Below are 23,758 nucleotides of genomic sequence, written 5' to 3'. Positions count from 1 at the left end.
GATTATATGCTGCTCATCTATTCTGGCGGAATAGCTAACACGGTTACCTGCCGACTGGACAGTCCGGTGATAYCTCTTGATATTTTAAAAAGGCGCCTGCATACCGGTGTGGCTACTGTTACCCTGTTTTCGCCGGCCGGTGACCCATTATGCGAGCGTTTGTTGTTCGTTCAAAACTATGATCAGTTAGGCCTTGCCTTAAGCGGCAATAAAACTAGTTATGCCAAACGGGAAAAGGTAAATATCAAATTGCAGGCAAAAACACGGGCAGATGAACCTTCGGCAGGGCATTTTTCGGTATCGGTTATCGATGAAAATAAAGTACCGGTTAATGAAAATACGGAGCATACCATACTTACCGATCTTTTGCTAACCAGCGACCTAAAAGGCTATGTAGAACAACCAAGCTATTATTTTACAAATATTGATGAGCAAACCGCGGCTGGGCTCGATCTGGTGATGCTTACCCATGGCTTCCGCAGATTTGAGTGGAAACCACTTTTATACAATAGCTATCCACCCATTACTTACCAACCCCAAAAGGCGCTGGAAATAAGCGGTACGGCAAAAAGTTTGTTCGGGAAGCCGCTGCCAAATGCTACAGTGTCATTGATATCAAAAAAAGAAGGTGCCTATTTGAGCCAGGTATCAGATAATGAGGGTCGGTTCCGTTTCAATAACCTGATGTTTGATGACAGTACAAAATTTATACTGCAAGCAATAAATGTAAAAGGCCAAAATAATACGCGATTAAGCCTTGACACGAATGCTTCTGAACCTACAGTGGTAGCCTGGGCAGATAAGCATAATGATACTGATGCTATGACAACTGCGGATCTGATAACACCCTACCAGTTTGGTAAACCCAAAGGAATAATGTTAAAGGAGGTTAAAATTAAGGACAAGGCTTTAAAAAGATATGATGATTATCGTTCATCATCCTTAAGCGGGCCAGGGCATGCCGACCAGGTTTTTGGCAGGGATGAGCTTGATAAAATAGGCGGCATCCGGCTTTCAGAAATGCTGGCGGGAAGATTAAAAAGAGGTATCAGTTTTTCTAATGGGCAGGCTGCAACTCCAACTGGTAAAATGCTGATGCTTATGGACGGTGTTGAGATAATAAACATTGATGATATTAACCAGCATGATGTGGAAAATGTAGAAATACTATTTGGAGCAAATGCTGCTATATACGGAATGCGGGCAAGTGGTGGTGTTTTGATATTAACAACCCGCCAGGGAGGCGAAAGAGCGGTGAAGGACATACCATCAAAAGGTATTTTACCGATAACGGCCCAGGGGTTTTATAAGGCCCGTGAATTTTATTCGCCTAAATATGATAATGCCGCTTTAAGCAGCCAGCCCGATCTGCGCACTACCATTTATTGGAATCCGGAACTGGTAACAGATCAGGATGGCAACGCGTCATTTAACTATTACAATGCCGATGGGCAAGGCACCTATCGTTTGGTTATTGAAGGGATTGATGAAAACGGCAACCTGGGCCGACTGGTATACAGGTATAGGGTAAATTGAAAAGATTATTTATTCCCCTGAACCGGCGTTGATGCATCCTTATATTTACAACTTATAAAACCAAAAGGCCATCCCTCAGGTATAACTATAAAATAACAAGGCAATGGGAGTTGAAATTGAACGTAAATTTTTAGTGGATCATGAAAAATGGGCGCAACTGGCTAAGCCGGAAGGCAAGCATTACCGCCAGGGTTATATTTTAAACGATGATACCAAAACTATTCGTGTACGTATTACGGACGAACATGGCTATATCACCATTAAGGGAATTACAAAAGGTATTAGTCGCAAGGAGTATGAATATACTATCCCGGTGAACGAAGGGGCTGAACTGCTTGATAATTTTGCGGTATCAGAGCTTACAAAGATCCGTTATCGTATCAGTTTTGACGGTAAAATTTGGGAGGTTGATGAATTTTTGGGCGATAATCAGGGCCTGCTGATGGCCGAAATTGAATTGGAGCATGAAGCTGAAACGTTTAAGTTGCCTCCCTGGATCACAACCGAGGTAACTGACGATAATAGGTACTATAATTCCAGCCTGTCGGTAAATCCGTTCAACAGGTGGAAGGGATAGGAAATTTGCCGTCTATGCACTTTCGGGTAAGGCAAATAGCTGGTCCTGTTCAGACTCATCTTTAACCGTTTTAACATACTTATTGCCTTTGGGACAAACCGCGGGGATCAGCGTTGTTTTGTTGCCATATTCGTCAATAATATAAGCCTCGCCTTCGCTGTTCTTTATCCAGTCGTAAAGTTTCGCACGTTCTGTCATTCCTTTTACGTTGATGCGCTCATTCACCCACTCCAGCGAATCTATTGCTATATAGGGGTTTTCATGTAACCCGGCATCTGTTTTTATACATAATATACGCACTGCCATTTGTTCTTTTGCTTTAATTAATAGGTACTATAAAATTAAAACAAATGACAAAGCAGTAAAATAGGTGTTTTCACCCATTTGGTTTTGCGTAAAACTACCTGATTGGCATTATGAATATAACCGGAATAAACCCCGGAGGCAAGTAATTTTAAGCCCGAAAAATTAAAAAAAGATTGGAGGAGGATCGGCTATAAATTAAAGGGGAGAGGGAAAAAAATAAATATCCTGGTTTAAGGCAAGAACCTAAACCAGGATATTTACAAATATTAAGACCAGCCAGTGCCTTTTTTGGCATTACCGTTTTTAATATGTTCTTCGGCAGTTGCTTTACCCATAATGGCGGCCATTTTATTGCCAGCGCTATCTTTACCGGTTGCAATGTACCTGCCCGATTTAATGTCTATTACCGGATCGATCATTGGTACATTTTTAGTTTTTGTTTTTACTGAATACGCGGTGATACCGCTTCCTTTTTCTGTTGCCATGATAAGTTCTTTTGTTTTTTAATGTTAACCCCATATAAGCCGAATTGTTTCGGCATTAGCTATAATTGGTATTATCGTGTAAACATGCATTAAAATTTTTTAATTCAAAATACCTGTGGTAAATATTTTGTTAACACATCTATTTTTTTGTTAATAACGTATAAACAGCTGTGTCTGCAAAGGCCTCATTATAAAAATGATCCTCCTTAAAATAGGCTTCACGCGCAAAATCATTTTTTTCGAGCAATTTTATCGACGCCGTGTTGCGCGGATCAACATTGGCTTGTATGGTATGCAGGTTCATAACCCCGAAACCATAACTTATAACGGTTTCTATGGCCTCCTGCATAATACCTGCGCCCTGAAAGGCGGGGTTTAGCAGATAACCTATCTCGGCCCGGTAGTTCTCTTTTTCTATTCGCCAAAAACCAATACTGCCAATAAATTGCGACTCGTTTTTGAGTGCTATGCACCAGGTAATGCCGCTGTTGCCGCTCAGCAAATCGTTAATAACTTTTATCAGATTTATAGCATCATTTAAGGTTTTTGTAAGCGGACGTGCTATATATTGCATGATATCGGGATTACTCCGCAGCTCAAAAAGATCGGGAGCATCGGCATAAGTAAACTGTCGTAATACCAAACGCGGGGTAGTTAAAACAGGGAAGGGGGTAAAATTTAAATCAAGCATTAGTTGGCAGATGATAAAGTTACCTGTGTTTTTTTCATCAGGCTGTTGTTAAACTTCACAATGAGTTTAAAGAGATCAGTATACTTAGTAAGGGGTAGGGTAGCGCTGATATCATAAACATCATGATAGGCTTTTATACCACCCAGTGTGTAAATGAAAAAAGCGGGCACACCCTTTTCGGTAAAAAAATAATGATCGCTGTTGGCAGCTTTGCCCCGTGGGTTTACCTTTACCAGGTAATTACCAACGCTGTTGATTTGTTTCAAAGCGGCAAATTCCTGTGGATAAATAGTAGCGTTTACTACGGTGATACCCTCAATTCCGGTGCCGTTAAGGTCTAAATTGATCAGAAAACGGATGCTTTTAAGCGGGATCAATGGGTTTTCGGTAAAGTATTTAGAGCCTAACAGCCCGGCTTCTTCGCCCGAAAAGCAGATGAACGCCATGGTATAAGGCTGCGGATGCGCCGCGTAATACTTAGCCAAACCCAATAATTCACTAACGCCGCTGGCATTGTCATTAGCCCCCGGAAAATAGGTATTGATGCCCATGCCACCCAAATGATCATAATGCGCGGTCATAACCAATACCGAATCGGGTTTTGAAGTGCCTTTTACTACACCACAAATGTTGGCGGTTTTAAAATCGGGGATCACCACATTTTCAATATCAGCATTAATGGTTGCCGGTAATTGTTTTACCGCTTTTTTATCCATTTGTATCAAGGTATAATCAAGGGCTTTGGCTTCAACAGACCAGGTGAGCTTGTCTTCAAGCGATAAAACTATCCGGTTTTGCTTATCAACAAAATGTGTGCTGTCTATCTGGTCCAGTTTGCCTGTTCCGGTTACACCTTTACTATCGGGGCTTACAATATAATCTTTACCAGGCCTAAGCTCCATACCATTGATCAAAACCTTCATTTTGCCCGGAAACGTGTTAACCGGGTAGCTGAATTCCTGCAGATAGCTTTTACCATCCATGGGCTTTACGCCATAAGCTTTAAACTGCGCCGTTAAAAAAACGGCTGCTTTATGCACACCATCATTCGTATAACCACGGCCCCAAAAGTAAGGTGAGGTAAGGGTATCAACCGTTTTACGGGCAAACAGGCTATCCTGTGCCCGTAAGCAGTTGGTGGTTAGTAATAATAAAAGCGCAAGTTTAAATCTCATTTTTAGGGTAAATAAAACGGCTACATAAAACTATCAGCCTCGCGATAGGCTTTGATCAGTGCCAGTTCGCCTTCTTTTCCTTCGCCGGCAGTGCCATGCTCCATACCTATTACGCCTCTATACCCTTTATCGTATATGTGTTTAAATATGTTTTTATAATTCATTTCGCCGGTGCCGGGTTCTTTACGACCAGGATTATCGCCTATCTGATAATAACCTATCTCGTCATAAACCCAATCAAGTGTTTGGATAATGTTGCCCTGGTTACGTTGCACATGGTACATATCATACAAAATTTTACATGACGGACTACCTACCGCCTTGCAAATGGCATAAGCCTGATCTGGCGTGCGTAAAAACAGGTTAGGGTTATCGCTCAGGGGTTCCATTACAATCACCAGGCCGTGCGGTTCTACAATGGCGGTGCCTTTTTTCATGGCTTCAATAACGTTGGCTGTTTGTATGCCAATAGGCAGGTTGCGCACAAAATCGCCGGGGACAACGGTAACCAGTTTACTGTTAATACGTTTGGCTACTTCTACCGCCTCCTTACAACTGGCAATAAACTTATCCAGATAGTCGGCCTGGCCCGATGCCAGCATGTTGGTATCATTGCCTAAACCAGGTTGTACAAAAACGCCCATGCCCATACCAAGTTTGGCCAGTGTATCGCCAATTTTTTTCTGTTGATCTGCCGGGCGCTTTGCCATGCCATTATCTTCAATAGCACGGAACCCCTTATCGTAAGCAAATTTTATCTGGTCAACAAAATCGGCACCGGCATGGTTTTTAAACATGCCATCGTGTATTCCGTAGTTTAGATGGAAGGGTTTGTCGGTATTAGTAAGAGTGTTGCTGCTAACTGCTGCTTTTAAAGCACCTGTTGTAAGTAATGATGCACCTGCAAGCACCGAGCTTTGCACAAAGTTTCTGCGTTTCATAGGCAATTGGATTTGAGGAAGCAATATAAATAAAAAGTTGTGAGTAGCGAGTTTTAGCGTGATGTATGCCGCAGGTAAAGAGAGGCGTGGCAATGCCGGGGTGGTTTTAGGCGAGGTTATTCCAAAAAAAGTCGTATATTTGTATCACAAACGGAAAATTTATTGCTATTTCCCTTATAGCCACCTGCTAATCAATTCTTGTTGATCAGGGTTCATTTTTATCCCCGCTGATACCGTTGCTGCCCGGAAATTAATTGATGATCCTCTTCATGTATGTTAAAATTGGACGTTGGTTCCGTTGATTGGAGTTTTATAGGTTTAAACCGGGGAAAGGCACATTGTTTAACTAAATTTTTAATAAATATGGCTAAATCGCAAGCGACCTTCATGAAAAAACAACTCGAAAAAAATAGGCAAAAAAAGAAAGAAGATAAGGAACAGCGCAAATTGGAGCGCCAGCAAAATGGTGGCGGCAGCGACCTGGAAAGTATGATGGCTTACGTTAATGAATTTGGAGAAATAGTATCAACTCCGCCCGAAAAGAAAGTATAAACTTTCCTTTTACAATTTATGTAGTGTAACAAATAAATGCTTACACTACATAACAAATTGTAATTCTATAGTTAGAATTTCCCCAAAACTGAATTTGTCTGCAGATATTCGCTTGAATTAATAATTCCGATTGAATAACTTTACTGCAACAAAATTCACCCACATGAAACCGATTTATATTTTAGTAACAGGCTTGATATTATTATCGGCAAGTATATTTATTGGTTTCTTTTTCCGGGGCATAAACGATACCTGGTATGGTTTTTTTATGGGCTTGAGCATAAGTGTCTTATTTGTGGGGGTAATTAAATTGCTGAAGATCAGGCAATCGGCAGCGCAAAAAGGTTAAGAACCCCCGATAATCCACCTTATTAAATATCATGTCAGGTAATTGAACCTTTTGCTATTTAAATTGTCATATCCAATATCGATATTTATAAAACAATCATGAAGATAAAACTATGCCTGCTGTTGGCGGTGGGGCTGGGTACCTCGTGCTCGGGCACTCATTCTAATAACACAGATACTTTAACCACAAGCGGCAATCATAAAGATACCGCGTTGGCCAATGCAGCGGATGCGCCGCCGGTAAACATGCAATATTGTTTTTACCATACCGATGGTACACAAGCCCAGGATACTACCTCAGTTAACATGCTGATAAACGGTGATAAGGTAACCGGTAAAATGAGCTGGCTGCCCAAAGAAAAGGATGCGCGTAAAGGAACCATAACCGGTACGCTTAAAGGCAATGCTATTAAAGCCGTATGGACATTTATGCAGGAGGGTACAAAAGATACCCTGGGTGTGGAGTTTCAGTTAAGGGGTAACGCGCTTGCGCAAAAACCTTATCAGTATGATGCTAAAACCGGCCGGCAGCAAACCAATATCCAAGCCGATTACAACGTAATTTACAGCATGAAAAATTGCGGTAATTAGGCCAAAGTATTACATTAGTTAAAAATATAAACCGCTGATAATTTAATATGAAGAAAAGAGAGACCAGTATACTATACCTTGTATTGGGGCTGTACACCCTGATGATTAGCTGGTATTATAACCATTCGATAATCTTATTGCTTATTCATTACCTGTTTTGGCCCGTTTACCTGGTGTATGAAATATTAATAGGTCATTTGGCAAATGGCATGTGGAAAACCATCCCTTTATCGTACTTTAACTAATAAAAATACTTTTTAGCATGAATTGATAAAATGCCCGGCTGTTTAGCCGGGCATTTTTTATGACTTGATTAGCGTTATAGCTTTACAGCGGTGTTAAGCTTTTTCAACCACCACAGCGGTACCATAGGCCAGTACTTCGGTTATGCCCTGCATAACCTCGTTGGCATCATAACGCATGTTGATAATACCATTGGCACCTAATGCCTGCGCGTGTTGTATCAAAAGCTGGTAAGCCTCTTCACGGGCATTTTCGCAAAGCTCAACATAAATAGAAAGCCTGCCGCCAAAAAGCGATTGAAAGCCACCCGCGATATTACCGAGGGCGCTACGGCTGCGTACAGTAATACCGCGTACCACGCCTAAATGTTTAACTACATGATAACCCTCTAAAGCGGTGCTGGTTGTAATAAGTGAAGTATCCATTTGTTTTTAATTATTGGTATTGATGTATTTTATAATTAGATACCTCATTGATCCTATAATTACAAATGAGGCTTTTTTTATTTTAAAGCAGGTTGTCATCCTGAACTTGTTTCAGGATCCCACAGGACAATTATCCGGCACGATGTAGCCCTGAATGTGAGATGCCGAAACAAGTTCGGCATGACTTTCAAGTTTTATGTTTCAGACAAACATTACCTGTATTTACAAAGGTATGAGCTTTGCACAGTGGTTTTTACCTTAAATGAAGTATTGGCTTCAACCTCAAATGATTGCCCGCCGATAAATGTTTGCCAATCCTGTTCGCCGGGCAATAACGCTTCCATTTGTCCCTCAATAATGGTCATGGTTTCGTGGCTCGAAGTGCCAAATTCATATTCACCTTTTTCAATAACACCAATGGTTGAGCGCCCTTGAGCGGTAGTATAGCCCAGGGATTTAACAGTGCCTTCAAAATATTCGTTTACGTTAATCATGCTTGATAATTTTAAGGCCTAATATGCTTAAATAAAATCAATTGTTTAATAAATACCCTATACATATTGCGTAGGCTGCAAAAGCATAATGTTAAAATATGTGAAAAAAGTAACTTTGGTTGTAATTATTACTTCGTAAAGAGCGTTATTTGCATAAAATTTATATATGAAGAAAACTCAACTACTTATGCTGTTGCTTTTATCAGCTATATGTATCCAAAGCTGTAAAAAGGACGTAACTACCACTGCTTCTACAATTTCTGATAAAATACTGTCTGCAAATATTAATGGTACTGCATGGAATCCCGATACCGTAAGTGCCGCAATTACATATAACGATGCTGCTAAAACCAAAACTTTTAACGTAGTTGGCACTGCCACTCAGCAAAGGGTGAGTATCAGTGTAACTATACCAAACAGCACCAATACCAATGATTTTACTTTAGCTACTTATAAAGTTGATGCTACCACCAACGTAGTATTAAAATATTTTACTTACCAACTGCAGCCTGGCGGCGGGTATGATTATACCCAGGTTGGTGTTGTTGAACCCAGCTCAGGCTCGGTGATCATTACCGCTATTGATACAACCAAAAAACTAATAACCGGTACCTATTCTTTTACTGCCAAAAAAGTAAATTATGATAGCGATGGTAATATTATATCTATTGAGATACAGCAGGTTTTATTGGGTACGTTCACCAATTTGCCTTATACTTTTGTAAGTAACTAAACGGCAGTTTTTCAAAGCCTGCATATATATAGTTGAATTAAAATAAATACTTTTTTAGGCGAAGCCTCATGGCAAGGCCGGTAGAATAAGGGTGTACCTTGTTTTAAAATATAAAAGCCTCCTGATACTATTAGGAGGCTTTTTCATTTATGTTAACCCATAGCCGGTTTAATTACCTGGACGTGTAGGTGTGGTTGGTGAAGGTGGTGTTGGCGTAGGGCTTGGTGTAGGTGATGGTGTTGGACTTGGCATTGGTGAAGGTGGTGTTGGTGCCGGATTAGGATCGGGTGTAGGTGTTGGTGCCGGATTAGGATCGGGTGTAGGTGTAGGCGTTGGAGTCGGTGTTGGTGTTGGAGTCGGACTCGGTGTTGTATCTTTAGGTGTAGGCGTTGGGACCGCCGCCGGTGTTGTGGTTTTAGGCGTTTTCTTCTTTTTCTTTTTATCAGGAATAGTATCCGTAACCATTACCGTTTTTTTAATATTTAAACCGTTTGCTTTTTGCTGATCATCAGCTTTATGATTACCTGCAAAAACTACCGAGCAGGTAAATGTCAGTGCAATAGCTGCAACTGTTAATCTTAAATTTTTCATAACGTTTTTCTTTAGATATTTTAAAAATTAACTAATATGATAACGTGGTGAAATGCAGAATGTTTTGATTAATTGACCTTAGTAAGATTTATTGTGCTGATAATGAGCTGTTTATTTGTATTTTTATCCAAGCAAATTAGCCCTTAAATCTGATCCACTTTGTGATCATCCAGTCCGATATTTATACGGGTAAGATTGACCCAAATGTGCAGACTTATATTTAACGGGCGGGGTAAAAAATTCTATTTATCTTCAAAAAATATCACTATACTGCATCACTAATAAACCCATCACCTATGATAAAAACAGAACTGCAAAAAATGCTCGATGGTGAGCTATACGATGCCAGCGATGCGGAATTGGTAGCAGGCCGTTCAAAAGCGCGTAAATTGTTTACCGAGTATAACGCCTTAAGCTATGATGATAAGGATGGTAAAAAAAATATCTTAAGGGAGCTGCTGGGCGGTTTTCAAAATAGTATAGATATACAATCGCCATTTTACTGTGATTATGGCTCTAATATTTTTGCCGGCGATAACCTGTTCCTGAATTTTAACTGTATTATATTGGATTGCGCCCGTGTAACTTTTGGCGACAATGTATTTTTAGCACCCAATGTGCAGATATATACCGCTTATCACCCGGTAATAGCTGCCGAACGCATCAAAGGCCCCGAATATGCAGCGCCCATTACCATAGGCAATAATGTGTGGCTGGGCGGTGGTGTAATTATATGCCCCGGTGTAACCATTGGCGATAATACCACTATTGGCGCAGGCAGCGTTGTCACCAAAAATATCCCGGCAAATGTGGTGGCGGCTGGCAACCCTTGTAAGGTGATCAGAGAACTATAATTTAGAAGCTAAATGGTTATGGCCTCATCAACAGTAGCTATCCGTTTAGCTTGTTTAACACCTTGTTTCAACATCTTCAATTCGGCCACTATAATAAAGCTTACGATCACCAGAAAGCCCCAGGAGCTTATTTTTTGATAGTTTACCATAGCCCAGCCATTGTGCTGGTAGGTATATTTCCAGGCGCCAAGCAGGGTAGCCACATTTTCTGCCAGCCATATAAAAAAACCAATGAGCAGGAATGATAGTATAGTAGGCATACGGTAAGCCCTGCCACCCAGGTAAAATACCACTATTGATCGTCTGAAAAAATAAAGGATCAGTAAACCTATCAGGTATCGTAMGTCATATATAAAATGATTGCTGAAAAAGTTAAGATAAATAAGAACGCCAATAACCCGGGCAGTATAGTGGTGCGGCCAATGCAATATTTCAAGATCAAGCCGCCGCCAGGCCTGGCATAGGTAACTGGCCACGCTGGCATACATAAAACCACTGTATAAAGGCACCCCCAAAAGCTTGGTATAGGCAAATTCAGGATAGGTCCATGAACCATAATGTACTTTAAAAAGCTCCATCATGAGGCCCAAAAGGTGAAAAATGCAGATCACAAGTACCTCGTCGCCGGTTTCAATTTTGGTGTAATACATGGCCGCTTGTATCAATACGCAAGCCATCAGCATAAAATCATACCTGGGCATAACACCTTTAAACAAATGCGAAACGGCCAGCATGGTAAAAACCAGTGCCGGGAACAGGCAAGCTAAAGCTTGCTGCCTAACAAATGTGAAGAACTGGCGGATATCGGTTTTCAATGCTTTAAGATTGTATATATAAATTATCAAGATTTTTTACCTGCGATTTATAAGCAGACGGAAGCAAGGCATCGCGTAAAAAATTATTCAGCTTTATGAGCCTGAATAATTTGTATATTTTCAAAACGGGCAGCAGCCAGGCCACTTTATCTAACGGCAAATGTTTGCGTATCTCTGGCGATACCACCAGCAGTTGGGCCTGTTTTAATACCTGGTAACGTATTGGGCCGAGGTGCTTTTTATACTGGCGGTACAGATCGATAGTTAGTTCGCCCACTACCAGGTTTTGTTGCAGATGTTCCTGGCGCATATGCAGGTATGCAGAATAGCTGCCTGGTAAACCGGTAAGCTGCATTCGTGCGCCAACGCGTTTAAATACAGCAAAAGTTTGGGCTTTTTCAATATTGGTAAGCGGACGCTCCAATAACTCATAGGAGCGGATAGAAAGATCAATAAGCAGGAACAGCACATCGCGGTAGGCCCAGTCGGGTATTTGCTCGCCGCGGCTGGCCTCAACACCTTTGTGAATGGCCGTAATTTTATCAATAGCCCGTAATGCTGCATCCTGCTCCGAAAAAAGGATCTGCCGGGAATAAGCCACGGTTGAAAACAGCCGCCCCAGGGGATCGGCAGGGAGCCGGCCGGTAAAATACAGCCAGTCTACCGCCTTGTTTAGTGCAAATTCGGCAGCAGCACCCGCAAAAATAAACAAGATAGTATCAGCCTTACCCCATATTTTCCGCACTATCGAATCCTTGTCTACAAAATATTCCATGGTTATTTAACTTTTATTTTAGTGGGCCTATGTATGCCGGCATCAGGCACAGCCCTTAGTTTTTCAATAATTATTACCAATGTTATGCCCAAAGTATAGCACAGCATATCCAGCCATGAAAAAGAATGCCCCAGCAATAACAAAGCCGGTCTTGAGTTTTGCAGGCCCAGTAGCCCTACTAAGTTATAATACTGTGATATCTCGGCCGCATAGGCAAATAACAATACGCCGACAGCGGTTTTAAGTACAGGTGCATTTATAAAACTTTTAATAAGGCAATAGATCAACACTACCACCAGCAAATCACCCATATAGGGCCGTATAATGTTGTCATGTACATAACGCTCAATAAGCCCCTCTGCCAGTAAAAGCAGAAGTGCCGGAGTGAAATATTGATAAAATTTAATCATTAAATAAAAGTACTTTGAATTTCAAAGTAAATGATAAATAATGAAATTTGCAAGCGGAACAAGGAATGAAACAGGTTTACGGTCATATTTTATTCAGGCTCACTGGTTATTGATATTCTAAATGGGGAATCAACAGGTAATAATATAAACAAACGTTTGCTATTTCATACAAAGCCGATTATTTAGGGGAGAATATTCGTAGCACTTTTACCCCTAAAAACGAACGTTAGCCGTCCACATCTTTAGTTATATAAGCGGCCATAAAGTAAATATTAATCAGATTAGATTGTTGTTAGCTAAATAGATTATATACCATATTGTAGAGTGTTATGAATAAACTGTATACCAAAATATTCTCAAAAGGTTTAAGGTTTTATATCTCATAAAAATGCACCCTGCAACAAACCATTCCTCCAAAATTTCCGTATTAATATTAAACGATAAAACACAGCGCTTTAGCTGTTTTAAAACCAGTAAAAAGACCTAAGAATTGATAGTCAGATATTTTATTTTTTTGTAATAATTGTATATTTTAGCTGTGTCCCCCAAACCTAAAAATGAGCACAATTACTTATAAATGCAGTAAAGCGTTATGGCTTATTGGCATCATTATACCCTTTGCTATGGCATTTATTTGTGTTGCTGATCTTAATGATTCTAACTGGCCGGTAATATTACCGGTAATTGCCATTCTTATAGCTGTTGCTGTTTATTACTGCAAGCAGTGCTTTACCTATGATTTAAAAGATAAAGCGGCCCTGCTGCTTGATAATGAAAAGCTGATCTATTTTATTGATCATAGGGTGATCTACTGGAAAGATATCATGGATATCAGTTGCGGGAAAGCGCGTGGCCAGGGCCTGTCCATTTTTTTTACTTTAAAAGGCGAAGGGATCCGTAATAGCTGTATCTGTATACCTACCGACTTGGTTGAGGGTAATGACTGGGACATATATAATGATATTGTTGAACGGTATTTTAAAGTGAAAAGCAAGGAACCTTTTTTAACTGCTTAAGTTACAGGGATATTTAAGCGTACTGTCATTGATAGCTCACTGCTTAAATGAATTTGCGATCCCTGAACCGACTGCATATCCAATTACAAGCAATACCACAACTAATATTGACCCTGCAATTAAAACATGATGCCCTGTAGTACGACGGTGTAATGTTTTTTGATAGGCCGCCGTTTTAAATGCTTTAACATAAGCTGAATCTTTTAGCAGCGATGTGTCGCTTACCATTGAGCCGGTAGGTTTAAAGTGGTCAGAAGTATTGGGAAAATGGTGCGCCCTGAATTGACCCATGGTATTACGATCAAGTTTAAAGTTTTTTGCATCGGCATTGGCAATTTCAAACATAGCCGAATCGCGCGAGATAGTTTGTGCATTTGTTCCAAACGCCGCTATCAAGAGCAAGGAAGTAAAGAGCAGGGCTTTCATACTACATTATTAAAATGTAACAATACTGATACAATTTAGAATTAAAAAATCAATAAACAATATTTATTGATAATAATTATTTGATTTTTAGGCGATTGTGAAGTTAACTGTATACTATTAACACAATATTCGTGAAGGTGATAGCCGTAAAAATGATGAGTTTATTGGAGCCTGAAGACTTAGTTGTGGTCGTCTGTGATGAGAAAGCGGAAGTTGTGCGATTCCTTCCCTGGGGGAAGGAGGAGGAAGGGGTTTATACGCTATAAAAGTATGTCAACTGGTCGTAGAAACCCCTCCCTGCCATTACACAACCCGCCGCACCCCTCCCGTGGGGAGGGAATAAACATTTTCAGGCTTCAACCCGCACCTCGCCACCGCCCACTCGTAACAGATCATATTCCACAAACCCTCAACTTTTCCACAATCCCTTAAAACCGCAGCCAATGCATTAACTTTACCCGATTAACAAAAGGAATAACCGCTTGGCTAAAGATACTACCAAAGAAACCCCCTTAATGCAGCAATATAATGCCATAAAGGCTAAGTACCCCGGTGCTTTGCTGCTGTTTCGCGTGGGCGATTTTTACGAAACCTTTGGCGAGGATGCCGTGAAGGCCGCAGGCATACTGGGCATTGTACTTACCCGCCGTGGCAATGGCGTGGGCACCCACATTGAACTGGCCGGTTTCCCGCATCATTCGCTCGATACTTATTTACCCAAACTGGTGAGAGCAGGGCAGCGCGTAGCCATCTGCGATCAGCTGGAAGACCCTAAAACGACCAAAACCATTGTTAAGCGCGGCGTTACCGAACTGGTTACCCCCGGCGTGGCCACCAATGATAATATACTAAATCAAAAAAGTAATAATTACCTGGCCTCGCTGCATTTTGAAAAAAACACTATAGGCATTGCCCTTATTGATATTTCAACAGGTGAGTTCCTGACCGCGCAGGGTAACAGTGATTATATCGACAAGCTGCTGCAAAGCTTTTCGCCCAGTGAGGTGATATACCCCAAGAGCCGCTCGCGCGAGTTTAAAGATACTTATGGCGACCGCTTTTACACCTACGCCCTTGACGAATGGCCTTACAGCGGCGATTATGCCAACGAAACCCTGCTCAAGCATTTCGGCGTAAAATCATTAAAAGGGTTTGGGATTGATAAGCTTAACCTGGGCATTATTGCCGCGGGCGTGGCTATCCATTACCTGAACGAGACCGAGCATCGCAACCTGCAGCACATATCATCCATAGGTCGTATTGAAGAAGACAGGTATCTGTGGATAGACAGGTTTAGCATCCGTAACCTGGAACTGGTGGGCTCGGCCAACGAGAACGCCCTTACCCTGGTTGATGTGCTTGACCATACCTGCTCGCCCATGGGCGCCCGTTTACTGCGCCGTTGGATAGTAATGCCCCTAAAGGAAATAAAACCCATTAACGACCGCCTGGGCGTGGTGGAGTACCTGATAGCCCAGGAAGAGCTGCGCGAAAACCTGCAACAATACATCCGCCAGATAGGCGACCTGGAAAGGCTCATCTCTAAGATAGGTTTGCAAAAGGCCAATCCGCGCGAGGTTTGTCAGCTTAAAAAGGCATTGATAGCCATTGGCTCCATCAAAAAGATAGCCGAAACATCAGAGAGCCAGCCACTACGGGCCATAGGCGAACAGCTTAACCCCTGTACGCTCATCTGCGAAAAGATAGAACGGGAACTAAATCCCGAGCCGCCGGTCATGATCGTAAAAGGATCGGTAATGCGCGAAGGCATTAATGAGGAACTGGACAGGTTGCGCAAGATAGCTTTTGGCGGCAAAGGTTACCTGCTCGAGATCCAGAAACGTGAGGCAGAATCAACCGGCATACCATCGCTTAAAGTATCGTTCAATAACGTGTTTGGCTATTACCTGGAGGTTACCCATAGTCATAGGGATAAGGTGCCTTCTGAGTGGATCCGCAAGCAAACGCTGGTAAATGCCGAGCGCTATATTACCCCTGAACTAAAAGAATACGAAGAGCAGATATTAGGTGCCGAAGAGAAGATCCTGGCGCTGGAAACCCGCTTATATAATGATCTGCTGTATTCGCTTACCGAATATATTAAGCCTATACAGCTCAACGCCCAGCTGATAGCCCGTTTGGATGTGCTGCTTAATTTTGCTGCCATATCCATCAAAAACTATTACGTAAAGCCTGATATAAATGAGAGCCGGGTGCTTGATATTAAAGGTGGCCGCCACCCGGTGATAGAGAAAAACCTGCCGCTGGGCGAGGAATATATCACCAATGATGTGTACCTCGATTCGGAAACACAACAGATCATCATCATTACCGGTCCCAATATGGCGGGTAAATCGGCGCTGTTAAGGCAAACCGGTTTAATTGTGCTCATGGCGCAAATGGGTTGCTTTGTACCAGCCAAATCGGCTTCAATAGGGGTGGTTGATAAGATTTTTACCCGGGTAGGGGCGTCGGACAACTTATCATCGGGCGAATCGACCTTTATGGTGGAGATGAACGAAACGGCCAGTATTTTGAATAACCTGTCGGACAGGAGCCTGATCCTGCTGGATGAGATAGGCCGCGGTACCTCCACGTACGATGGTATTTCCATCGCATGGTCCATTGCCGAGTACCTGCATAACCACCCAACTGCAAAAGCCAAAACGCTTTTCGCCACCCATTACCATGAACTTAATGAGCTGAGCAATACTTTTAACCGCATCAAAAACTTTAATGTATCGGTAAAAGAGGTTGGTCACCAGATCATTTTCCTGCGTAAGCTGGTACCCGGCGGCAGTGAGCACAGTTTTGGTATTCACGTGGCCAAACTTGCTGGTATGCCCCCAAAAGTATTGAGCCGTGCCAACGAAATTTTAAAGAAACTGGAGAACGAACGCACCGGTGGTGAACATATTAAGGAAAGCATCCGTAAGGTGCAAAAGCAGGCCGTACAGATGCAAATGTTTTCCATTGATGATCCTGTACTGGTCAAGATCCGCGATACATTAAATAATCTCGACGTTAATACCCTAACCCCGGTTGAGGCCCTGATGAAGCTGGATGAGATACAGCGGGTGATAAAGAGTTAAGGTGGAGGTGCGGATAAAAATAAAAGAGCCGGGCAATAAATGTCCAGCTCTTTTACCTTAGTCTACGCTCAATTTCCCTTCAATAGAATCATCCAAAGTTTTGCCCATTGCTGCACCAACCAATTGCTTTGCGAAGGCAATAGCGTTACCGTGTTTATTGTCCCAATAATAGCCCTCAGTTGGTTCAACTTTAATTACGGATATACGCGGGTCACCTTCACCTTCGGTAAACCATACTTTTAGTATCGGTTCCCAAAGCTCTTTGATCTTTTCCTTATCATCGTTAACTGTGGCTATGCCGTAAATATTCAGAAAGTCGGAATGTGCCGATCCCTGGAATAGCAGGTGAACCATGGGGTCTTTGGAAAGATCGTGGTTCTTATGGCTGTCCTTCGAGCTCAGGAACCACAGATTCCCGTCATCGTCAATTTTTTGTACAGCCATTGGCCGCATGGAAACAGGAATACCTGTTTTGATGTTACTCAGAAAAAAGCAGCTTTTTGCGCTGTCAACCAATTCTTTGATCTTGGCTATCGCCTCCGGGCCGCCCAGATCTTTGTAATTATCCTCTGGTTGTTGTTGGTTAATACTATCCATTTTTAGAATGTTTTAATAGGTGATTGTTATATTGACAACCCATCAAAACACTTATTGTGTGGCTATAATTAACTTTTAGGATAATTAATTATTAAATACGAGAAATCTGGATCAGGGCGCAAACACCACCATTCTATCCGGATAGCGCATAGCGTATGATGAAACTATATTTTTGATATAGTCATTACCCGGATAAGGGGTAAGGTAATTTTTTAGCTGCTGGATATTATTGGCATCAAAGTAATGGGAAATATAACCCATGCCATAAAACTGGCCTTTCTCCACCAATATACAGCTGTGTTCGTCGCCGGTGCGCCCTTCATCGCGGATGGCATAGGTAGGCAGAGCTTGTTTAAGCTCGTTAATGGCGTTATTTACTTTCAGGTTATACTCATTAACCGGCTCAACACCTTCGCAGGCACAAGAGCTGCCGTTGGCGCCCAAACAGGGATCATTGTTTTTTTGTATAAAACACAGCTTAGGGCAAAGGCTAAAGGCCTCAATCAGCTTGTTTAATAAGTTGTAACCTTCTAACAGGGAGTTACAGGTATATATTGGATCGCTGTATTTACGGCGTTTATCAACTGCCAAACGTAAATAGCCGCGCTGGTCCTCAAAAGCATAAAGGCAATAAGCGTTTTCGAAGCGTTTTAGTGAGCGGTTATACTTTGGCCACAGGCGTTTGATCTCGATAGCCTCCAACACAAAAGCAATCAGCTCGGTTCCGCAAACCTGATGCGTAACCTGACAAATGTTGCGTAAAAACTCCTGTCGTTGCAGGCCCGGGTTATTGCCCGTAAAATGACTGCTTACCCGTTTTTTGATATTTTTAGCTTTACCCACATATATCACTTTGCCTTTTTGATCATGAAAATAATATACACCCGGTCCGTATGGCAATTGGTCTATATTCGTTTTGGGCAAATTGGGCGGCAATAACTGCTCTTTAGAGTTTTGTTTTAAGGCACTTTTAATATGACCATTACTATCGCTGTTAAGCAGCAGTGTAAACAGCTCGGCCGTTGCTTCCGCATCGCCTGCGGCGCGGTGGCGGCTTTCATTATCAATGCCCAAATGCCGGCATAAACGGCCGAGGCTATAGGATGGCAGACCCGGCAATATTTTACGGCCCAGGCGTACGGTACACAGTTTATTGCATTGCAGATCATAACCCGCCGCTGCCAAATGATAACGTACAAATGAATAGTCGAAATTTACGTTATGGGCTACAAATATTTTTCCGTGAATCAGGTGGTAAACATCGGCTGCAACATCCTCAAAAGGAGGGGCGCTTTGTACCATCTCGTTAGTGATACCGGTTAATGCGCTGATATAAATAGGGATCTCTTTATACGGGTTTACCAGGGTTTCAAAGCGCTTAACCACCTTTTTACCATCATGTATGCATATGGCAATTTCTGTTATGCCATTAGCGCTGGCGTGCCCCCCGGTAGTCTCAATATCAACAATTGCATACATAATTCAAATGTAATACAAGTTTGCTAATTGTTTTAGTTTTTTTTTAGATAAAGGATGGAAAGATAAAAGACAAAGGACGGAAATAAAGGATAAAGACAAAAGATAAGGGGATAAGCAATAAATTGGCTTGCCAAATAAAAAATACGTCATTGCGAGGTACGAAGCAATCCCCAATTAGCAGAGTCGCTCTGTATAGCATAGAGATTGCTTCGTTCCTCGCAATGACGCGCGGGTACAGAAAAGCCCTGAAAGATTCATCTTTCAGGGCTTTTGTATTGTCTTTATCCTTTGTCTAAAAGTCTTTCATCTAAAAGTCCTTCGTCCAAAAAAAAACTATTTTTTCTTAGGCTGTACTTGTTGCTGGCGCATCATTTCTTCCATGCGAGCTCCAAAACCTGATTTCTTCTTTTTAGGATCATCCGGTTTCTTTTTGTTCTCTTGTATCTGGGCATGTATCTTTTTGTCATCAACCATGAATTTGATCAGGTATTGTTGTAAAAAGGTAAGCATGTTAGCCAGGAAGTAATAATAGTTCAATCCCGCAGGGTAGCTGTTAAGGGTAGCCAGGAATATGATTGGTGTAATGTAACCAATGTATTTCATCTGACCGGTTGCACCCGAGATCTGGTTATTAAAATAAGTATAGATCAGGGTTGATATGGTCATCAGTAAACACATTAAGCTAATGTGCTCGCCAATAAGCGGGATGTTAGGGAAGGTAACCACCGCATCATACGTCGACAGATCATGCATCCATAAAAAGCTTTCGCCCCTAAGCTCAAATAGGCTTGGGAAAAAGCGGAAGAACGCGATTACGATAGGCATTTGTATGAGCAATGGTAAACAACCACCTAATGGGTTTACGCCCGCTTTTTTATAGAGCTTCAAATATTCCTGCTGTAACAGGGTAGGGTTATCTTCGCCTACTTTAGCCTTGATCTCATCCATCTCGGGCTTCAGCACGCGCATTTTGGCCATGGAAAGATATGATTTGTAGGTAAGCGGTGATAAAACCAGCTTAAGTACAATGGTTAAGGCCAAAATGATGAGTCCGTAGTTCCAGTTAAACTGTTTCAGGAAGTTAAATACCGGTAATACAGCAAACTGGTTAATATATTTTAATGGTCCCCAGCCCAGGTCTACCAGTTTTTGCAGATCATTTCCTTGAGCCTTTAGAGTAGAATAGCGGTTAGGTCCAAAATAAAATTCCAATGGTACCGTGCCATCAGTAGCACGTGCAATGGTCAGGTCAGCTTTCATTTGCTTAACGTCGGCCGTATCGGTAACATCAGTACTTACAGCTAAGTTTGATTTGCTGATACCGCCTTTGGAAATCAGCACGTTCGAAAAGAAGTGTTGTTTAAACGCAACCCATACCATTTTTTTATCACCGATTTCTTTTTGGTCATCTTTAGATACGCTCAGATAATCATCATGATTTTCGGAATCGTAATAATATACGGTTGAATACTGACGCTCTTGTTTGATGTCTTTTTCCTGTTTGTGCAGACTGGCTGCCCAGTTTATGTTAACAGAACCGCTGTTATTGATAACGCCATCAAGCCCGGTTGGTTTAATGGTTAAACCCAATTTATAGCCTGTACCTTTTAATGAGTACACATAATCAATATACTGAGTAGGGCTGTAGCTTAAGCGCAGAGTAACCGAAGCCGAATCTTTTTCGGCAACTTTAAGTTCAGGAACGCTTGCAGTAAAGTAATACTCGTCGGTTTTGATGTTTTTATCGCCTGCGGTAAAGTTTAAACCAAAATGAGTTTGGGGGCCGCTAAAAAGAACAAGTGGCTTTTTAGTATAGGTTTTAAAGTTTTTTAACTCAACAGAAGCAACTTTACCACCGCGTGTGCTTAATTTTACAAGCAGGTCCTTATTTTCCAGGGTTATCAGCTTTTCGCTGACTACAGATGCTGCGCCAAACGGACTTTTTAAAGTAGCCGAATCAGTTACGGTTGTTTTAGCAGCCGTTTTGCTGGTATCAGACTTTGCTGCAGCAGGCGTGTTTGCTTTAGCCAGACCGGCCTTTTTTAAAGAGTCCTGCTGCTGTACCAGGCGTTCTTTTTTAAGTTCGGCATCAGATGGCTTTAAAAAATAAATCGAGCCAGCTATAATAGCCATGATCAGGAATAATCCTGTAAATGTATTTCTATCCATTACTTATTGTGTCGAATGATCAGTTTTATCAATTATTGATCATCACTGTTAAATTTTCGTCTTTATTTCTCAGATCTATTCCGCCTTCGTAAACCGATTTTAAATTGGTAAGGTAAAACGCCCATCCATTTGAGCAACCTAACCTTACATACTTTTTGGAGTTATCATCAGTAGGAATATTGTGGTGTTTTAATTCAATTATCGTATATCCGTTCTGTTCTGTTAAATTAATATCAACCAGGCTTTCACCTTCAAAAGTAAATTGTATAAAATTCTTCCCGTTTGCCTCTTTAATAATTCCGGGCATAGGATCAGGGAATAAATACCAGTACCATTTATAGGAACACCCTTTATTAACCTGATCGTTAGATGCCAGAAGTTTGTTTTTGTTAGTATAAAATTCAGCTTTTTCTAAAAACCACCTTTCCACGTCGCCAGAGCGGGTCCAGGCATCGTAAATATCTGCCAGATCTGCTTTAACGGCAATCCGTTTAGTAAACGAGGTCCAGTCAAAATCTTTCATCCTTCTTAGCTAAACTCTTTATTCGCACTTATTTCTTGCGGGCGTAGGCCAACGAAGCGGCGACAAAGTTAATAAAAAGTGGATGCGGATTTGCAACTGTTGATTTTAATTCGGGATGAAATTGCGCGCCCACAAAAAATGGGTGATTTTTTAGCTCTACTATTTCTACTAAATTGTTCTCGGGATTAATGCCTGATGGTATCAATCCGGCTGTTTCGTATTGTTTCAGGTAATCGTTATTAAACTCATAACGATGCCTGTGGCGTTCTGAAATGCGATTTTTGGCATATATGGCTGCTGCCTTGCTTCCTTTTTTCAAATCGCAGGGATAAGCGCCCAGACGCATGGTGCCACCTTTGTTTGTAATAGTTTTCTGATCTTCCATCATACCTATTACCGGGTATGGGGTTTCAGGGTTCATTTCGGTACTGTTGGCATTGTTTAAGCCTAATACATTGCGGCCAAATTCAACAACAGCACATTGCATACCTAAACAAATCCCAAAGAAAGGGATATTGTTTTCGCGCACATAACGTATGGCCTGTATTTTGCCTTCAAAACCACGCTCGCCAAAGCCCGGGGCAACCAGCACGCCATGTAAGCCTTTCAGGCGTTCAATCGCGTTTTCGGGGGTCAGGGTTTCTGATGGTATGTACTCCACTCTTACCTTGCACTCCATCTTAGCGCCGGCATGTATAAAGGCTTCGGAAATGGATTTGTAAGCATCCGGCAGCTCTACATACTTACCAACAAGCGCTATACGAACATCGGCAGTTGGGTTTTTTAAACGGCCAAGAAAATCTTTCCAGGTCTCCAGATCGGGCTCAAGCTTGTGCGATAATTTTAGTTTGGTAAGTACGGTTTTATCCAGCTGCTCTTTCAGCATCAGCAAAGGCACATCGTAAATGGTTGATGCATCAATTGATTCAATAACCGCGTTGATATTTACATTACAAAACAGGGCTATTTTTTTGCGGATATCATTAGTAAGGTGGTGTTCTGTACGGCAAACCAAAATATCGGGCTGTATACCATATTCCAGCAACATTTTTACAGAGTGCTGAGTAGGCTTGGTCTTTAACTCGCCAGCCGCTGCCAGAAAAGGCACCAGTGTAAGATGAATTACCAGGGAATTACCTGATCCAATTTCCCACCTGAACTGGCGTACAGCTTCAATGTAAGGTAATGATTCAATATCGCCCACGGTACCACCCAGCTCAGTAATCACAATATCATATTCGCCGCTTTCGCCCAGGATGCGGAAATTTCTTTTTATCTCGTCGGTAATGTGCGGTACTACCTGTACGGTTTTACCCAAAAACGCGCCTTCACGTTCTTTATTGATCACATTTTGGTAAATACGACCAGTAGTAATGTTGTTTGCTTTTGATGTAGGGGTATTTAAAAAACGTTCATAATGGCCAAGGTCAAGATCTGTTTCGGCACCATCTTCGGTAACATAGCATTCTCCGTGTTCATAAGGGTTCAACGTTCCCGGATCAATATTGATATAGGGATCAAACTTTTGAATAGTGACACGGTAACCGCGCGATTGAAGAAGTTTAGCTAAGGAAGCTGAGATAATACCTTTTCCTAACGACGAGGTAACGCCGCCCGTAACAAAAATATATTTAGTCATGATTTTTTTTGAAAATGGCCCCGGTTTTATGCCGAAACCAAATGTTTGTGTACGGGATACAAAAGTAAGAAAAAATTTAGGCTTTGCGACCTGTTTTTTTAGAAAAATGGATGGCGTAGTGTTCGTTATTAGGAATTATACATTTGATACAAATATGTATTAAGTTTTAGCCTATGGCCGTTGTCATTTCGACGAGGAATGAGGAGAAATCTTATACGACCTGCAAATTCGTTTTGTATATTATACAAGATTTCTCTTTCGCGCAGCGCTCATGC

The 23,758-nt window shown here is 41.7% G+C and carries 27 protein-coding genes; 10 read left to right on the top strand and 17 right to left on the bottom strand.

Annotated elements, in window-relative coordinates:
• A partial coding sequence (locus AC1DRQ_RS21890; protein WP_477426834.1) for a TonB-dependent receptor plug domain-containing protein occupies positions 1-1,536 on the top strand: 1,536 nt, incomplete at its 5' end.
• Between the two features lie 103 nt (positions 1,537-1,639).
• Entirely contained in the window at positions 1,640-2,113 is a 474-nt protein-coding gene (locus tag AC1DRQ_RS21885) for a CYTH domain-containing protein (RefSeq protein ID WP_477426833.1), read from the top strand.
• A gap of 12 nt (positions 2,114-2,125) precedes the next feature.
• On the opposite strand, the gene AC1DRQ_RS21880 is transcribed toward AC1DRQ_RS21885, so the two are convergent.
• The 5 genes from AC1DRQ_RS21880 to AC1DRQ_RS21860 all read right to left on the bottom strand — a co-directional run bounded on the left by AC1DRQ_RS21880 (position 2,126) and on the right by AC1DRQ_RS21860 (position 5,711).
• A complete protein-coding gene (locus AC1DRQ_RS21880) occupies positions 2,126-2,419 on the bottom strand; it encodes a hypothetical protein (RefSeq protein ID WP_429396148.1) in 294 nt (97 codons plus the stop codon).
• Between the two features lie 266 nt (positions 2,420-2,685).
• Positions 2,686-2,904 (bottom strand): hypothetical protein, encoded by a 219-nt coding sequence (locus AC1DRQ_RS21875; protein WP_429396151.1) that lies wholly within the window; start codon positions 2,902-2,904, stop codon positions 2,686-2,688.
• Positions 2,905-3,043: 139 nt separating this feature from the next.
• Positions 3,044-3,595, bottom strand: a complete 552-nt coding sequence (locus tag AC1DRQ_RS21870; protein WP_477426832.1) for a GNAT family N-acetyltransferase — start codon at positions 3,593-3,595, stop codon at positions 3,044-3,046.
• The gene (locus tag AC1DRQ_RS21865; RefSeq protein WP_477426831.1) at positions 3,595-4,770 is read right to left on the bottom strand and encodes a M28 family metallopeptidase; all 1,176 of its coding nucleotides are present in this window, start codon (positions 4,768-4,770) and stop codon (positions 3,595-3,597) included. The genes AC1DRQ_RS21870 and AC1DRQ_RS21865 overlap by 1 nt, the downstream gene beginning before the upstream one ends.
• 20 nt (positions 4,771-4,790) lie before the next feature.
• Positions 4,791-5,711 carry a hydroxypyruvate isomerase family protein gene (locus tag AC1DRQ_RS21860; RefSeq protein WP_429396159.1) on the bottom strand — a complete coding sequence of 307 codons (921 nt, stop codon included), beginning with the start codon at positions 5,709-5,711 and terminating at the stop codon, positions 4,791-4,793.
• A 387-nt stretch (positions 5,712-6,098) separates the two neighbouring features.
• Here AC1DRQ_RS21860 and AC1DRQ_RS21855 point away from each other — a divergent pair, with 387 nt between their 5' ends.
• The 4 genes from AC1DRQ_RS21855 (at position 6,099) to AC1DRQ_RS21840 (ending at position 7,447) form a co-directional block, all read left to right on the top strand.
• Complete coding sequence (locus AC1DRQ_RS21855) at positions 6,099-6,263, top strand: hypothetical protein (protein WP_344757819.1); 165 nt, start codon at positions 6,099-6,101, stop codon at positions 6,261-6,263.
• 163 nt (positions 6,264-6,426) lie between these two features.
• Positions 6,427-6,612 (top strand): hypothetical protein, encoded by a 186-nt coding sequence (locus tag AC1DRQ_RS21850; RefSeq protein ID WP_429396162.1) that lies wholly within the window; start codon positions 6,427-6,429, stop codon positions 6,610-6,612.
• Between the two features lie 98 nt (positions 6,613-6,710).
• Positions 6,711-7,202: a hypothetical protein gene (locus AC1DRQ_RS21845; protein ID WP_477426830.1), complete on the top strand. Its 492-nt coding sequence runs from the start codon at positions 6,711-6,713 to the stop codon at positions 7,200-7,202.
• Between the two features lie 47 nt (positions 7,203-7,249).
• A complete protein-coding gene (locus AC1DRQ_RS21840) occupies positions 7,250-7,447 on the top strand; it encodes a hypothetical protein (RefSeq protein WP_477426829.1) in 198 nt (65 codons plus the stop codon).
• A 93-nt stretch (positions 7,448-7,540) separates the two neighbouring features.
• Here the strand turns inward: AC1DRQ_RS21840 and AC1DRQ_RS21835 are convergent, their stop codons facing one another.
• Both AC1DRQ_RS21835 and ppnP read right to left on the bottom strand, forming a co-directional pair.
• Positions 7,541-7,870, bottom strand: coding sequence for a YbjQ family protein (locus AC1DRQ_RS21835; RefSeq protein ID WP_429396171.1), 330 nt, complete (start codon positions 7,868-7,870; stop codon positions 7,541-7,543).
• Between the two features lie 212 nt (positions 7,871-8,082).
• Complete coding sequence (gene ppnP / locus AC1DRQ_RS21830) at positions 8,083-8,364, bottom strand: pyrimidine/purine nucleoside phosphorylase (protein WP_477426828.1); 282 nt, start codon at positions 8,362-8,364, stop codon at positions 8,083-8,085.
• A gap of 166 nt (positions 8,365-8,530) precedes the next feature.
• Between ppnP and AC1DRQ_RS21825 the strand changes: the two genes are divergently transcribed.
• Positions 8,531-9,097, top strand: a complete 567-nt coding sequence (locus AC1DRQ_RS21825; protein WP_477426827.1) for a hypothetical protein — start codon at positions 8,531-8,533, stop codon at positions 9,095-9,097.
• A 168-nt stretch (positions 9,098-9,265) separates the two neighbouring features.
• Here AC1DRQ_RS21825 and AC1DRQ_RS21820 read toward each other — a convergent pair whose 3' ends face one another.
• On the bottom strand, positions 9,266-9,688 hold the full coding sequence (locus tag AC1DRQ_RS21820; RefSeq protein ID WP_477426826.1) for a hypothetical protein: 423 nt from the start codon (positions 9,686-9,688) through the stop codon (positions 9,266-9,268).
• A gap of 296 nt (positions 9,689-9,984) precedes the next feature.
• Here AC1DRQ_RS21820 and AC1DRQ_RS21815 point away from each other — a divergent pair, with 296 nt between their 5' ends.
• Positions 9,985-10,542 (top strand): sugar O-acetyltransferase, encoded by a 558-nt coding sequence (locus AC1DRQ_RS21815; RefSeq protein ID WP_477426825.1) that lies wholly within the window; start codon positions 9,985-9,987, stop codon positions 10,540-10,542.
• An 8-nt stretch (positions 10,543-10,550) separates the two neighbouring features.
• Here AC1DRQ_RS21815 and AC1DRQ_RS21810 read toward each other — a convergent pair whose 3' ends face one another.
• From AC1DRQ_RS21810 to AC1DRQ_RS21800, 3 genes are read right to left on the bottom strand one after another with little or no spacing between them, the layout of a single operon-like run.
• Positions 10,551-11,357 carry a DUF817 domain-containing protein gene (locus tag AC1DRQ_RS21810; RefSeq protein ID WP_477426824.1) on the bottom strand — a complete coding sequence of 269 codons (807 nt, stop codon included), beginning with the start codon at positions 11,355-11,357 and terminating at the stop codon, positions 10,551-10,553.
• 4 nt (positions 11,358-11,361) lie between these two features.
• A complete protein-coding gene (locus tag AC1DRQ_RS21805) occupies positions 11,362-12,132 on the bottom strand; it encodes an oxygenase MpaB family protein (protein WP_477426823.1) in 771 nt (256 codons plus the stop codon).
• 2 nt (positions 12,133-12,134) lie between these two features.
• Entirely contained in the window at positions 12,135-12,542 is a 408-nt protein-coding gene (locus tag AC1DRQ_RS21800; protein ID WP_477426822.1) for a ribosomal maturation YjgA family protein, read from the bottom strand.
• Between the two features lie 557 nt (positions 12,543-13,099).
• On the opposite strand from AC1DRQ_RS21800, the gene AC1DRQ_RS21795 reads away from it, so the two are divergent.
• Entirely contained in the window at positions 13,100-13,558 is a 459-nt protein-coding gene (locus AC1DRQ_RS21795; protein WP_477426821.1) for a hypothetical protein, read from the top strand.
• Between the two features lie 36 nt (positions 13,559-13,594).
• Here AC1DRQ_RS21795 and AC1DRQ_RS21790 read toward each other — a convergent pair whose 3' ends face one another.
• Entirely contained in the window at positions 13,595-13,984 is a 390-nt protein-coding gene (locus AC1DRQ_RS21790; RefSeq protein WP_477426820.1) for a hypothetical protein, read from the bottom strand.
• A gap of 482 nt (positions 13,985-14,466) precedes the next feature.
• Here AC1DRQ_RS21790 and mutS point away from each other — a divergent pair, with 482 nt between their 5' ends.
• The gene (mutS, locus tag AC1DRQ_RS21785; RefSeq protein WP_477426819.1) at positions 14,467-17,076 is read left to right on the top strand and encodes a DNA mismatch repair protein MutS; all 2,610 of its coding nucleotides are present in this window, start codon (positions 14,467-14,469) and stop codon (positions 17,074-17,076) included.
• A 57-nt stretch (positions 17,077-17,133) separates the two neighbouring features.
• Here the strand turns inward: mutS and AC1DRQ_RS21780 are convergent, their stop codons facing one another.
• The 5 genes from AC1DRQ_RS21780 to AC1DRQ_RS21760 all read right to left on the bottom strand — a co-directional run bounded on the left by AC1DRQ_RS21780 (position 17,134) and on the right by AC1DRQ_RS21760 (position 23,483).
• Complete coding sequence (locus AC1DRQ_RS21780) at positions 17,134-17,673, bottom strand: pyridoxamine 5'-phosphate oxidase family protein (protein ID WP_477426818.1); 540 nt, start codon at positions 17,671-17,673, stop codon at positions 17,134-17,136.
• A gap of 111 nt (positions 17,674-17,784) precedes the next feature.
• Positions 17,785-19,152, bottom strand: a complete 1,368-nt coding sequence (locus AC1DRQ_RS21775; RefSeq protein WP_477426817.1) for an exonuclease domain-containing protein — start codon at positions 19,150-19,152, stop codon at positions 17,785-17,787.
• Positions 19,153-19,485: 333 nt separating this feature from the next.
• Positions 19,486-21,321, bottom strand: coding sequence for a membrane protein insertase YidC (gene yidC, locus AC1DRQ_RS21770; RefSeq protein WP_477426816.1), 1,836 nt, complete (start codon positions 21,319-21,321; stop codon positions 19,486-19,488).
• Positions 21,322-21,349: 28 nt separating this feature from the next.
• Positions 21,350-21,844 carry an SRPBCC family protein gene (locus tag AC1DRQ_RS21765; RefSeq protein ID WP_429396212.1) on the bottom strand — a complete coding sequence of 165 codons (495 nt, stop codon included), beginning with the start codon at positions 21,842-21,844 and terminating at the stop codon, positions 21,350-21,352.
• Positions 21,845-21,872: 28 nt separating this feature from the next.
• On the bottom strand, positions 21,873-23,483 hold the full coding sequence (locus AC1DRQ_RS21760; RefSeq protein ID WP_477426815.1) for a CTP synthase: 1,611 nt from the start codon (positions 23,481-23,483) through the stop codon (positions 21,873-21,875).
• Between the last annotated feature and the right edge of the window lie 275 nt (positions 23,484-23,758).

Source organism: Mucilaginibacter sp. P4_E8, from assembly GCF_056401495.1.
The sequence above is the reverse complement of the archived record's forward strand: the minus strand, read 5'-3'. Positions and strand labels throughout refer to the sequence as shown.